The sequence below is a fragment of the Acinetobacter sp. NIPH 1852 genome, from assembly GCF_022549455.1.
Taxonomy (GTDB): Bacteria; Pseudomonadota; Gammaproteobacteria; order Pseudomonadales; family Moraxellaceae; genus Acinetobacter.
Genome location: NZ_JAKZGG010000001.1, coordinates 284,318 through 297,195 on the forward strand (window position 1 = coordinate 284,318; position 12,878 = coordinate 297,195).

Annotated in this window: 11 protein-coding genes; 2 read left to right on the forward strand and 9 right to left on the reverse strand. The window is 40.3% G+C overall.

What is annotated here, in order from left to right:
- Positions 1-2 precede the first annotated feature (2 nt).
- The 6 genes from MMO38_RS01405 to MMO38_RS01430 all read right to left on the reverse strand — a co-directional run bounded on the left by MMO38_RS01405 (position 3) and on the right by MMO38_RS01430 (position 5,889).
- On the reverse strand, positions 3-812 hold the full coding sequence (locus MMO38_RS01405; protein ID WP_241322212.1) for a serine/threonine protein kinase: 810 nt from the start codon (positions 810-812) through the stop codon (positions 3-5).
- Between the two features lie 190 nt (positions 813-1,002).
- Positions 1,003-1,728: an amino acid ABC transporter ATP-binding protein gene (locus MMO38_RS01410; RefSeq protein WP_171063413.1), complete on the reverse strand. Its 726-nt coding sequence runs from the start codon at positions 1,726-1,728 to the stop codon at positions 1,003-1,005.
- A gap of 14 nt (positions 1,729-1,742) precedes the next feature.
- Positions 1,743-2,426, reverse strand: a complete 684-nt coding sequence (locus MMO38_RS01415) for an ABC transporter permease subunit (protein ID WP_004669291.1) — start codon at positions 2,424-2,426, stop codon at positions 1,743-1,745.
- A 1-nt stretch (position 2,427) separates the two neighbouring features.
- Positions 2,428-3,171, reverse strand: a complete 744-nt coding sequence (locus MMO38_RS01420) for an amino acid ABC transporter permease (RefSeq protein ID WP_004669289.1) — start codon at positions 3,169-3,171, stop codon at positions 2,428-2,430.
- 156 nt (positions 3,172-3,327) lie between these two features.
- Positions 3,328-4,272, reverse strand: a complete 945-nt coding sequence (locus tag MMO38_RS01425) for a transporter substrate-binding domain-containing protein (RefSeq protein WP_004669287.1) — start codon at positions 4,270-4,272, stop codon at positions 3,328-3,330.
- Between the two features lie 429 nt (positions 4,273-4,701).
- Positions 4,702-5,889 carry an ammonium transporter gene (locus tag MMO38_RS01430; RefSeq protein ID WP_004669285.1) on the reverse strand — a complete coding sequence of 396 codons (1,188 nt, stop codon included), beginning with the start codon at positions 5,887-5,889 and terminating at the stop codon, positions 4,702-4,704.
- A gap of 413 nt (positions 5,890-6,302) precedes the next feature.
- Here MMO38_RS01430 and MMO38_RS01435 point away from each other — a divergent pair, with 413 nt between their 5' ends.
- Complete coding sequence (locus tag MMO38_RS01435) at positions 6,303-7,208, forward strand: AEC family transporter (RefSeq protein ID WP_241322214.1); 906 nt, start codon at positions 6,303-6,305, stop codon at positions 7,206-7,208.
- A 128-nt stretch (positions 7,209-7,336) separates the two neighbouring features.
- A complete protein-coding gene (locus MMO38_RS01440) occupies positions 7,337-8,356 on the forward strand; it encodes a molecular chaperone DnaJ (RefSeq protein WP_241322216.1) in 1,020 nt (339 codons plus the stop codon).
- Positions 8,357-8,408: 52 nt separating this feature from the next.
- Here the strand turns inward: MMO38_RS01440 and MMO38_RS01445 are convergent, their stop codons facing one another.
- The 3 genes from MMO38_RS01445 to MMO38_RS01455 all read right to left on the reverse strand — a co-directional run bounded on the left by MMO38_RS01445 (position 8,409) and on the right by MMO38_RS01455 (position 12,842).
- Entirely contained in the window at positions 8,409-9,389 is a 981-nt protein-coding gene (locus tag MMO38_RS01445) for a 5'-nucleotidase (RefSeq protein ID WP_241322217.1), read from the reverse strand.
- Between the two features lie 120 nt (positions 9,390-9,509).
- On the reverse strand, positions 9,510-9,854 hold the full coding sequence (locus tag MMO38_RS01450; RefSeq protein ID WP_241322219.1) for a hypothetical protein: 345 nt from the start codon (positions 9,852-9,854) through the stop codon (positions 9,510-9,512).
- Between the two features lie 87 nt (positions 9,855-9,941).
- A complete protein-coding gene (locus MMO38_RS01455; protein ID WP_241322224.1) occupies positions 9,942-12,842 on the reverse strand; it encodes a valine--tRNA ligase in 2,901 nt (966 codons plus the stop codon).
- Between the last annotated feature and the right edge of the window lie 36 nt (positions 12,843-12,878).

Below are 12,878 nucleotides of genomic sequence, written 5' to 3' on the forward strand. Positions count from 1 at the left end.
TTTTAGCTCGTTGTGGATTCGGCGTGATCTCTTAAATAACGTAGAAATAACACACATTTTTGAATGCGTTGTCCATCATGACCTACTTTATTGACATGAAGACGTAATACCCAATTTAAACGTTTACCGATTTTACAGATATCTTTATAGACTTGTGGTTCAGTCTGTAAAGCGTTATGAAAAATTTGGCTTGCTTGGGTTAATTGCTCTGACTCAAAATGATAAGCTGTGGAGAAAATAAAAAGTATCCAATCACGGACAAAGCAATCATGCAAGCTGAGTACATCTCGCGGGTCTGTTTCAAAATCAATAAAACTAAACTGATTCTGCTTATCGACTAAAATATTACGGGCAAATGCTTCACTTAAATACCCCTCTTTTGAATGGATATTTTGGATGGCTTGAATGGCTTGGGTAAATAATAAAAATTGTGCTTCGGGCTTTGTTCTTCGACTCGTCAAGGCTTGATCAAGTTGTTTTACTTTACTTTGATGTTGAGCACTAATATCTTCTAACAAAATCCCTTTTTCAGATAGTGCTAAAACATTCGGGGTAGAAATCCCGAGTATTTTGAGTTGTTGGATACGTTTATATTCACATTGAATCGCAGCAGCCCCACCTTGATTGGGTACAGGGATCATGGCACCAAGGTTAAATATTTTGGCTAACCATTTTAAAGGAGTATATAACCACAACCCATGACGTTCAGACGCTTTCTTTAACCAGACTTTACCCGTGCTTAATTCGTATGCTTGGATTGAATCTTGTTGAGTGATAACAGTGGTTTCTAAGAATTTTTGAAAGTCATCCATTGGCAGCAATCTATTCCTAAGTCATCATATCCATTTCAATCAGCAGTCACTTTATCATATTGTGGTTCATTTACGGAATTGAAAATACATCTAGTGATGTGATTGATCAGAAGATAAATCATTTGATCTTATTTCAGCATAAAGCAGCCCAAAGAGGCTGCTTTATTAGCGATTGGTATTTTAAAAAATATCAGTGCAAAATTTTATCAAGAAACTGTTGAGCACGTTCACCACGTGGGGTGCCAAAAAATTCATCCTTGGAACAGTCTTCTACAATTTTCCCTTGATCCATGAAAATAATGCGATTGGCAACCTGACGAGCAAAGCCCATTTCATGGGTGACACACATCATGGTCATGCCTTCTTTTGCAAGTCCAACCATCACATCAAGCACTTCATTGATCATTTCGGGGTCAAGTGCAGATGTTGGCTCATCAAATAACATCGCAATGGGGTCCATGCATAGGGCGCGGGCAATCGCGACACGTTGTTGCTGACCGCCTGAAAGTTGGGCTGGATATTTGGCGGCTTGTTCACTTAAGCCAACTCGATCTAGATAGGCCAGTCCTTTCTTATTTGCCTCTGCTTCTGAGCGGCCAAGCACCTTGATTTGCGCAATGGTCAGATTCTCAGTAATGCTCAAGTGTGGAAACAGTTCAAAGTGCTGAAATACCATGCCTACACGACTGCGTAATTTGGTCATATCCGTTTTAGGATCATGAATGGGGATGCCATCCACAATAATTTTACCTTGCTGAAAAGGCTCAAGACCATTCACGGTTTTAATCAGTGTTGATTTTCCAGAACCAGACGGACCACACACCACAACCACTTCACCTTGACGGATTTGAGTAGAGCAATCAGTCAGTACCTGAAATTTTTCATACCACTTACTGACATTTTGGAGGTCTATCATTACTTTATTGTCGCTCATACACGTAACCTCCTTTGTAAACGTTTAACTGCGAATGTCGCAATGGCACTGACGGTAAAGTACACCAACCCTGCAAATAAAATATATTGGGTCAGCAAAGCCATTAAGTCTCCACGGACATAGTTTGTTCTGAAAAAGTCCAGCAAACCAATGGCATACACCATGGTAGAATCCTGAAATAGAATAATGGTCTGTTGAAGCAGCAACGGGGTCATTTTCCGAAAAGCTTGAGGAAGAATAATCAGCCGCATAGATTGACCATAACTCATGCCCAATGCTGCTGCTGCTGCTGCCTGACCTTTGGGAATCGACTGAATACCTGCACGTACAATTTCAGAAAAATAGGCGGCTTCAAACAGCATAAACGCCACAATACTGGAAACGAGGGCGGTATCAATGGTCAGATATTTGCCTGTGATTGCGGTATAGATAAACGGAACCGCAAAATAAAACCACATCAGTACCAACAGCAGGGGGATGGAACGGAATAGGTTCACATAGGCCTGAGCAATCAGATTTAGGATTTTAATCGAAGATAGACGCATCAGTGCGAGCAGCGTACCAATGATAATACCGCCAATGGTGGCAATGACTACCACTTTTAAGGTGATGCTGAAACCGTGCCAGAGCGCAGGTCCAGATTGCTGCAAATCATTTAGAAAAGAAGTAAGCCATTCCATACTACTTCCCTCCTGAAATTAAACCAGGAATACGCAGACGTTTTTCCAGTAGGCTCATTGCAGAAATCAGACAGACATTGATGACAATGAAAATCAGGGTGACAAAGGTATAAATTTCGATGGTGTTTTGGGTATATTCACTGATGGTTTTCATCTGCGAAATAATTTCAGCAACCCCAACTAGCGAAGCCACAGAAGTGTTTTTTACGCAGTTGGTTAGTTCTGAACTAAGCGGGGGTAAAATGGTACGGAAAGACTGTGGCAGAATCACATAGCGATACAATTGCACCGTCGAAAAACCCATGGCATAACCAGCATTGATCTGACCTTGGGGTAAGGCTTCAATGCCCGTCCGAACTTGTTCGCAGACACGTGCCGCGGTAAACAAGCCTAGTCCGATACTGGCAGAAATCAATGCTGTAGTATTGGCACCAAGATCACTCATCCACCAGTTTTTAATTGGCGCAGGCAGAAAGTTGGGAACCACATAAAACCAAATAAATAATTGAACGAGTAAAGGAACATTCCTAAACAGAGTGACATAGGCCGTACCTATGGCTCTGGCTGTTTTATTCGGGAGCGTACGCATGATGCCAAGGATGCTGCCAAGAAGCATGGCAATGGTCCATGCCACCACAGCAATAACCACTAGCCATCCCAGACCCGTTATAATCCAGTTCAGGTAAGTGGTATCTCCCACACCTGTAGACTGCCACAAAACTCCCCAGTTCCAGCTATAATTCATAATAACTCCTGAGAAGAAGCGGGAGAACATCCATTGTTCCCCGGTTCCGCAATAATATTTTAGTTATCGAAGATAAATGACTCGATCTCTTTCATAAGTTTTACTCTTCTTTTATTTCTCCCATCGGGAGAAATAAAAGGGATTTATGCAAGAAGTCTACTGATCTCGATCATGCGGATTGCTGATTAACGCTTTTAGTTGATCAGACATCTCAAAATTTAGGTTAATGTTTTTAGGTGGAATCGGTTGCTGGAACCATTTTTGATACATTTGATTGATTTCGCCTGAAGCATAAGTCGCTTTGATTGCATCATCGACCACCTGTTTAAAGCCTGTATCGCCTTTGCGCAGCATACAGCCATAAATTTCTTGGATAGGTGCAGTACCGACAATATCCCATTTACTTGGATCTTTGGCTTTGGATTTCTCACCTGCAAGTAGAATGTCATCCATCATGAACGCGACAGCACGACCATTTTGTAACATCAGGAATGACTCAGCATGGTCTTTGGCTGAAATGATTTCACCAATTCCTAATTCTTGTTGATGCTGGCGAATATAGCGCTCAGATGTGGTGCCTGCGGTCGTAACTAATTTTTTACCTTTTAAATCAGCAAAATCCTTAATTCCTGAATCCTTCGCCGTTAACAGTCTTGAGCCGACCTCAAAGAAACCGATAGAGAAATCGACTTGTTGCTGTCGCTCTTTATTATTCGTGGTAGAGCCACATTCCAGATCCACAGTACCGTTCGACACCAACGGGATACGATTTTGACTGGTGACGAGGTTATAGCGGATTTTCAGATCAGGCATGTTGAGTTTTTGCTTAACTGCCTCTACAACTTTAAGTTGTAAATCATGTGCATAACCCACAGGTTGGTTCGGGCTTGCTGCAATGTAGGAAAATGGAATGGACGAGTCTCGATAACCCAGCACGATCGTGCCAGAGCTTTTAATTTTGTTTAAAGTACCTGATGTGGATGTGTCACCTTCAGTGGCTTTATCACCAGCAGCAGGTGCTTTGTTGTCACTACAAGCACTTAAGCCGAACATTAAAGCGCTTGCGCAAAGCAGAGAGGTCATGGTGCGTTTATGTGTCATGTACAAAACTCCTTTTGTATCGTTATGGACGCATTCGTCATTGTTACTATTGAGCGGTCAGTTTTTATGAAAATTAATATCTTTTTATATGTATAAAAATACATTCATTTTCATATTAATAGACTTCAATACGGTTGCTCAAGCGATATTCTTTACGGTTTTGTTACCAGTAACTATTGATGAATTAAGCAATTTTTAAATCGGTGAATTACAGTAAAAATTGCAGGAAATAGAAAGCATAATGTGTGCCATGATTTGTGTTTTTTAAACAGGGTAAGAGATAAGATTTCAGTGCGTATCGAATGATTATGAGAATCTAGAATAGATGTGCCGCTTTCACTGAGACAGAGGAGAGGAGAATAAGCGAATCAGAAGATTTCTTTTAGACACAAAAAAAGCGGCATTAAGCCGCTTTAAAATATTGAAAAATTAGAACATTGATTCGTCAGAATTTGCTGAAACCTTATGAATCGAAAGGTCAGCACCACGATATTCATCTTCTGCTGATAAGCGGATGCCAATCGTCAGTTTTAATAAACCATAGACGATAAAACCACCAATCAATGCAACGCTAATCCCTAAACCCGTGCCGATCAATTGAGAAATAAAAGAAACACCGCCTAAACCACCAAGTGCTTGTTGACCAAATATTCCTGCTGCAACGGCACCAAAAGCACCACAGACACCATGTAAAGGCCATACCCCGAGTACATCATCGACTTTGAGTTTGTTTTGCGTGTAAGTGAAGAAATAGACAAATATTGCGCCTGCACATGCACCAATCATCAATGCCCCAATTGGATGCACAATATCAGAACCAGCACAGATTGCTACAAGACCTGCCAGCGGACCATTGTGTAAGAAACCAGGGTCATTTCTACCCATAAAGTTGGCTGCCAACGTACCACCAGCCATCGCCATAAGTGAGTTGATGGCTACCAGTCCAGAGATGGCTTCGACACGTTGCGCACTCATCACATTAAAGCCAAACCAACCAACAATCAAAATCCATGAACCTAAAGCAAGGAATGGAATTGATGACGGTGGATGAGCACTAACACGACCATCTTTTTTGTAGCGACCATTTCGAGCACCTAACAACAGCACCGCCGCTAACGCAATCCAACCGCCCATGGCATGCACAACCACTGAACCAGCAAAGTCATGGAAGGGTGCACCAAATTGGTTTTCTAACCACGTTTGCACACCATAGTTACCATTCCAGATCATACCTTCAAAGAATGGATAGATCAGGGCAACCAGCAGTAAAGTCGCTAATGCTTGCGAACGCATCTTTGCACGTTCTGCAATACCACCAGAAACAATCGCTGGAATGGCGGCTGCAAAGGTGAGTAAGAAGAAGCAACGCATCAGGTCATAGCCATGATTGGCTGATAACAGCTCACCTGTTACAAGGAAGTTTTGACCATAGGCAATCCAATAACCAACGAAGAAGTAGGCGATGGCTGAGATACAGAAGTCTGTCAGGATTTTGCTGAGTGCATTGACTTGGTTTTTGTGACGTACTGTGCCTAACTCGAGGAATGCAAATCCTGCGTGCATTGCAAGCACCAATACGGCACCAAGTAATAGAAAAAAGATGTCTACATTTTGCATAACATGCTCGATATAAGTGCTAAATCTAATTTTGATGCAAAATAAATGATCATTTTTTGCACCAAAATGGATTTATCGAATCTAAAGAACTTGAGCCATCTTAAGGAAGCTCATTTTGATGCACTGAGCTATGCAAAAAACGCACCAATTTAGAGGGTGTGTTTTATTTTTGGTGAAAAGTGGTGCGTCTATAAATATATGTCAGATAGATCGCGCTATTTTTAATGAGCCGTGCAACATTGCAACGCTTGAATGAGAATTAGAAGTACGATGTTCTAGCCTTCAAAAATCATGTTGGGTGTATGAGCAGGAAAAACAGGTTTTAATATGTGAGCAAATCATCTTTAATAAATGGCGTGTTGGGTTCATTGAAAAACACCAATGAACAGTAGAAATAAAAGCTGAGTAAAGTAATGAATAATATTGTTCTGGCCCTGTTTCCTTTAGTTGCGTTCATTGCATCAGGATATATTTTCAAAAAATACCATTTCTTGAGTAAAGAGTTTTGGGCTGGAGCGGAGAAGTTAAATTACTATATTTTATTTCCAGCTTTATTATTCAATACTTTAGCCACCACAAAAATTGATTTGCACAGCCTGAGTAGTGCTGTTATCGCGATGTTGATCGTGGTGCTGACGGTCACTGCTGTCATGTATGTATTACGAATGTTTTGGGATATTCAGCCCGCGCGTTTTGGTGTGCATGTCCAGAGTATGGTCCGTTTCAATACTTATATTGGTTTAGCGTTGGTCGCCTCTCTCTTTCAAAAAGAAGGGATGGCGATTTTGGTGATTTTACTGGCACTTTGTATTCCATTGGTCAATGTGATTTCAGTGCTAGCTTTAACCACCAAAGAGCAGATGGCGATCAAGCCTGTTTTGATTGCGTTGCTGAAAAATCCGTTGATTGTTTCTTGTATTGTGGGTGGGTTGGTCAATGTATTAAACATTCCGATTTGGGATGGTCTTTCTAATTTGATCAAGCTTTTTTCAGCGTCGAGTTTGCCACTAGGTTTGTTATGTGTTGGCGCGGCTTTACAGTTTATGCAGATGAAAAAAGATATTGTGGTGTTATTAGCTGATACTTTTGCCCGACTCTTGGCTGTACCTGCATTGGCTTTTCTCGTATGTACATGGTTGGGTTTGCCAAGTTTACAAACTCAAATTTTAGTGGTGTTCTTTGCTCTGCCAACGGCTTCTGCTGCTTATATTTTAACAAAGGTGTTGGGTGGAGATAGCCAGCTGATGGCTGCCGTAATTAGCTTTCAGACCTTATGTGCTGCCGTGACCTTGCCATTGGTGATTTGGTGGATATCTTAAGCGATGAATACCTCAGCTAGCCATTTTGGGTTCTTTTAAAAATAATATGCTGTTTCATACACAAAGGAAGGTTTACTACCTTCCTCGTTTGATTGTTGCTACACTTTTTCCTTTTCAGGTGGATGAGCATGTCCTTTGATCTCAAAGTCAGCTTACAGCAAGGAGCTGAGCCGTCTGTACAGCAGAAAAAGCTGAATCGCCTGATTGATAAAATAGAACAGCAAAAAATCAGTCTTGCCACATGGAAAAATGCCCAAGCCGAAATTCAACAGCACACACGGCAAAAACTGATGCCTGTGTATCATGAACTACATGAGGTGTTATTTCAGCAGTTAGATCAACTTTGGAATCTGTTACACAGCCATGAGTTTTCCAAAGTTGATGTGCAACAACTAGATGAGAAAATTGCCCAACTTGCGCACATGTTGAAACGCTCTCAGATGTTGACTGATGAACAGTTAAAGCTGGTGCAGCAAATCGATAGCTTTTATCAGCAACATGCACAACAATCGATTAAAAAGTCTAAGAAGGTGCAGTCAGCCAAGTTTGAACAAAATGAGAGTTTTGAGCAAAGTGCAGAATTAGAAGAAGATAATTTTGAGCAGTATGCTGCGGAACAACAACAAGCTCGTGAACAAGCCAAACAACTTAGACAACAACAGAAACGTGAACAAGCTGAGCAAATGGCAGCACAGTCGCTAAAAACAGTGTATTTAAAAATTGCTGCCATGATTCATCCTGACCGTGAACAAGATGAGACCAAGAAAGAAGAAAAAACTGAGTTGTTTCAGCAGGCAAGTCAAGCCTATGAACAGCAGGATTTGTTTTATTTGCTGAAGCTGCAGTTACAGCTTGAACAGAATAAGGGGTTAGGGGCGAAAGAATTATCTGCTGAACAATTGAAGTTTTATAGACTGGCTTTGGATACACAGAGTCAGCAGCTAGAAAGTCAAATTAGCGAGATTTTAGACTCGTTTCAGTTGGCGAAGAAAGTAAAAGTGGAACATGTACATATTGGTGATGTATATAAAGCCATAGATGCTGATTGTGCTGAGTTAAAGCAACAGTTGAAATGGGAAAAAGAGCGTTTAAAGCATATGAAGAAGGTGAGTGGGGTGGAGATGTTGTTAGGCCATGGGGTGCTTTGATGTATTGAACCCTGTTTGCCAAGGACAGGGTAACGATACTTCTAGCTATCAATTAATAAGAGTCAGCAGTTGTAGGAATTTTTTGCTCAGCTAGATCAAATTTTTTATTAGCTATTCCGAAAGGAATATGAACAGAAGCGATGCTATCTGCCGTTTTTTCTAAATGAGTAACTTGATCATCAAAGAAAATATGAGGATTTAATATTTCTAAAACTCTACGTTTTTCAATGCCACCTAAGAAAAATGCTTCGTTTATTGTATCTATTCCCCACGCTCTCAAAGAGTTTATCACTCTTTTATGGGCAGGTGCATTTCTTGCTGTAACAATTGAAAGTCTTAATCTACTTTTATAATCCGAGTTTCGAGACTGATAGTTAATTTCTTCTTTTTGTAAAGTTGAAAGTTCTTTTAATAATTTATGTAAAGGACCAATATTTGCAGGTTGATTAGCTAAATTTTCTTCATTTTCAATAAATGCTGAAAGTCCACTTTCTTTATAGACTTGTTCTGAGGAATCATCTGCTATAACACCATCAAAGTCGAAAGCAATTCGTAATTCTTCATCATGTTCAATATCAAAGATATTGCCTTTTAGAATTAAGCCAGCGGGATAACCAGCGGTAATTGCTTGGTTTACATCAGTCTCATTAGCAGACAAAAATAAACTGATATTCAGAGCATCAATATATTTATGGGGTGTTCGACCTTGTAAAAAAATTGCTCTTTTTATATTTAAGCCATAATGCTCGATAGAGTTCATAACCCGTAAACCAGTGTTTGGGTCATTTCTAGAAAGTAAAATAACCTCTACAAATGGCTTATCTTTAGGAAAAATACTATTTAAACTTAGAAGGCGCTGAATAAAAGGGAATGCAACGCCTAGGTCTAGAATCACATTTTCATTTTTATGCTGGTATTCTCGGTATACAAGTTCACCTTTCGTTCTAAATACTTCATCGGATTCTTCTAAGTTGAATAGTGCGCTTGAGGCTAATCCGATTACTAGTTTTTGGTCTAAATTATATCCGCTCATATAGTCCTGGTTAATTAATAATATTAAATTAAAGTATAAATCATTAATTTAGGTGATCTATAATTATTTAATTGGAGTAAATTTTTATTAATATTGATGTAAGGGTGAATGCTTTTAAAATTAAAATATTCCTAGAGTTAATCCTCCCAAAAAGGTAAAGCTTAATAGGAAAACAAAAGTTCTATATATTAAACTACACTGACCTAAAAACCCTTGATGGGCTTTCATGTAGTCTTTTGCTATTTTTTTATAGGCTATGCTAGTTTTATCCAAATTTGTTGTTAAGTAAAATATACTTAATATTAAGCAAAAGATAGCCACTTTTTGAATAAATAATGAATCCGCGCCAGTATTCTTTGCTAAGAATAAACTTAGAGATATAGGAATAATGGCAAAAAATCCCAATTTATTTAAATAATTATAATATTTATTAGCGATATAATCGTTATGATTGGAAATAATCATTGTTAGTTAATCCACATCCTAATTTTTATAAAATATAGAACATTTTTATGAAAAGGAAAAGCCCATTTTAGGGCTTTTCCTTTTTTATTAAAGCGCTGCAATCTGATCCATATTGTGCTTAATTTTCACTAACTGATCAGCAAACTCAGCAAGTTTAACTTTTTCACCCTCAACCACAGCCGCAGGTGCTTTAGCAACAAAGCCTTCATTTGCCAATTTTCCAGCGATTTGATCATGTTGCTTTTGAACCTTATCCAAGTCCTTCTGCAAACGACCTAACTCAGCTTTAGGATCAATCAAGCCTTTCATTGGTACAAATACCGAAGCATGGCTGACAACGCTAGAGCAAGAAAGTGGTGGTTCTTGATCTTTGGTTAAGAATTCAATGCTTTCAACTTTTGCGAGTGCTTTGAATAGCGCTTCAATACGAATGATTTGTTCACGCTCAACATCAGAAGTGTTTTGCAACAACACTGGCAGTAAACGTGCATTACCTAAGCCCATTTCACCACGAATATTACGTACCGCACCAATCAAACCTTGTAGCCAATGCATATCAGCTTCAGCCTGTTCGTTTACACGCTCAGGGTTCGCAACAGGGTATTGCGCAAGCATAATACTTTCGCCTGAAATACCGAGTTTCGGTGCAAGTGTTTGCCAGATTTCTTCAGTCAAATACGGCATCAACGGATGTGCAAGACGTAAAGAGGCTTCCATGACTGCAAGTAATACACGACGCACTTCCGCTTTACGCTCAATAGAGACATTCTCATCGTTCAGAACAGGTTTGGTTAACTCAACGTACCAGTCACAATACTCATTCCAAATGAACTCGTAAATTGCTTGCGCAGCCAAATCTAAACGGTAAGTCGCAAAAGCTTGTTGTACCGCAGCTTCTGCTTTTTGCAGACGGCTTACGATCCACTGTTCAGGCAGTTCCCAAAGATCTTGACGAATTTCAGAACTAATTTCTTGGTTTTCACAGTTCATCATCACGAAACGGGTTGCGTTCCAGATCTTGTTGGCAAAGTTACGATATCCTTCAACACGCTTCATATCGAACTTAATGTCACGACCTGTATTAGCAAGCGCACAGAATGTGAAACGAACTGCATCCGTACCGTAAGCTTGAATACCCTCTGGGAATTCTTTACGCGTTGATTTTTCAATCTTCGCTGCTTGTTTCGGATTCATTAAACCCGTGGTACGTTTTTGTACGAGGTCTTCAAGGTCGACACCGTCGATCAAATCGAGAGGGTCTAGTACGTTACCCTTAGACTTCGACATTTTCTGACCTTCGCCATCACGGACTAAGCCATGAACGTAAACCGTTTTAAACGGTACTTGTGGCGTACCATCTTCATTCTTCATGAAATGCATCGTAAACATAATCATACGAGCAACCCAGAAGAAGATGATGTCAAAACCAGTGACTAATACATCTGTTGGGTGGAAAGTCTTGAGGAAATAGTTTTCCGCATCTTTCTTGGCATCGCCCGTCCAACCTAAAGTTGAGAACGTCCAAAGCGCTGATGAGAACCATGTATCGAGTACGTCTTCATCTTGGTTTAATACAACATCAGCAGGGATGTTGTTTTTCGCACGCACTTCAGCTTCGTCACGACCAACATAAATATTGCCTTCAGCATCGTACCAAGCTGGGATACGATGACCCCACCAAAGCTGACGAGAGATACACCAGTCTTGGATATTGTTCATCCACGCCATGTACATGTTGCTGTACTGTTCAGGTACAAATTTAATGTCACCATCTTTCACTGCTTTAATCGCAGGTTCAGCCAATGGCGCAATTTTTACATACCATTGATCCGTTAATAAGGGCTCAACGATCACACCTGAACGGTCACCGCGAGGTGGTTTCAACGTATAAGGTTGAATTTGGTCTAACCAACCTTCAGCTTCTGCTTGTTCAACCAGTTTTTTACGTGCTACGAAACGCTCTAAACCAATATAGTCCGCAGGAGCAGGGATGGTTTTAGAAATTTGTTCGCCTGCTTTTGCGATGTATTCAAATTCAGCCAACACTTCTGCATTTTTATTGAAGATATTGATGATTGGTAGTTCACAACGCTTACCGACTTCATAGTCATTGAAGTCATGTGCAGGGGTGATTTTTACACAGCCTGTACCGAATTCTTTATCAACATATTCATCTTTAACGATTGGAACGGCACGACCTGTAATCGGTAGGATAATGTTTTGACCCACAAGGTGCGAGTAGCGTTCATCATCAAGCGCCACGGCAACCGCAGTATCACCCAATAATGTTTCAGGACGCGTGGTTGCAACCACGATGTGGTCTTTACCATCATGCGTACGCAGTGATTTGTCTTCAAAGAAATATTTGAAATGCCACAGTGAACCTGCTTCTTCTTTATCAGACTCAACTTCTAGGTCAGAAAGGGCAGTTTGTAACTTAGGATCCCAGTTAACGAGACGTTTACCACGATAAATCAAACCATCTTCATGTAGTTTTACAAACACTTCTTTTACTGCATTGGACAAACCTTCATCCATGGTGAAGCGTTCACGTGACCAATCTACCGAAGAACCTAGACGACGGATTTGACGTGTAATTGTACCGCCTGATTGTTCTTTCCATTCCCAAACTTTTTCGATGAATTTTTCACGACCTAAGTCATGACGGCTAACACCCTGAGCACCCAATTGACGTTCAACCACCATTTGCGTTGCGATACCTGCATGGTCTGTACCTGGTTGCCACAAGGTGTTTTTACCCGACATACGGTTATAACGGGTCAGTGCATCCATGATGGCATTGTTAAAACCATGCCCCATATGCAAGCTACCAGTGACGTTCGGCGGTGGAATCATGATACAGAATGATTCACCTTGACCTGACGGTTTGAAATAACCTTTTTGTTCCCAAGTTTGGTACCATTTTTTCTCGATCTCAGTTGGATCGTAAGTGGTTGCGATATTTTGAGCAGATTGAGCGTCAGTCATAGTACAGAAGATCAAAATAGAATAAAAAATTGTGTC

What these genes read in the sequence shown, in the direction of transcription:
- MMO38_RS01425 (WP_004669287.1), bottom strand. Translation starts at nt 4,272, where the DNA reads ATGACACATAAACGCACCATGACCTCTCTGCTTTGCGCAAGCGCTTTA.
- MMO38_RS01455 (WP_241322224.1), bottom strand. Translation starts at nt 12,842, where the DNA reads ATGACTGACGCTCAATCTGCTCAAAATATCGCAACCACTTACGATCCA.
- MMO38_RS01450 (WP_241322219.1), bottom strand. Translation starts at nt 9,854, where the DNA reads ATGATTATTTCCAATCATAACGATTATATCGCTAATAAATATTATAAT.
- MMO38_RS01420 (WP_004669289.1), bottom strand. Translation starts at nt 3,171, where the DNA reads ATGAATTATAGCTGGAACTGGGGAGTTTTGTGGCAGTCTACAGGTGTG.
- MMO38_RS01405 (WP_241322212.1), bottom strand. Translation starts at nt 812, where the DNA reads ATGGATGACTTTCAAAAATTCTTAGAAACCACTGTTATCACTCAACAA.
- MMO38_RS01410 (WP_171063413.1), bottom strand. Translation starts at nt 1,728, where the DNA reads ATGATAGACCTCCAAAATGTCAGTAAGTGGTATGAAAAATTTCAGGTA.
- MMO38_RS01430 (WP_004669285.1), bottom strand. Translation starts at nt 5,889, where the DNA reads ATGCAAAATGTAGACATCTTTTTTCTATTACTTGGTGCCGTATTGGTG.
- MMO38_RS01440 (WP_241322216.1), top strand. Translation starts at nt 7,337, where the DNA reads ATGTCCTTTGATCTCAAAGTCAGCTTACAGCAAGGAGCTGAGCCGTCT.
- MMO38_RS01435 (WP_241322214.1), top strand. Translation starts at nt 6,303, where the DNA reads ATGAATAATATTGTTCTGGCCCTGTTTCCTTTAGTTGCGTTCATTGCA.
- MMO38_RS01445 (WP_241322217.1), bottom strand. Translation starts at nt 9,389, where the DNA reads ATGAGCGGATATAATTTAGACCAAAAACTAGTAATCGGATTAGCCTCA.
- MMO38_RS01415 (WP_004669291.1), bottom strand. Translation starts at nt 2,426, where the DNA reads ATGGAATGGCTTACTTCTTTTCTAAATGATTTGCAGCAATCTGGACCT.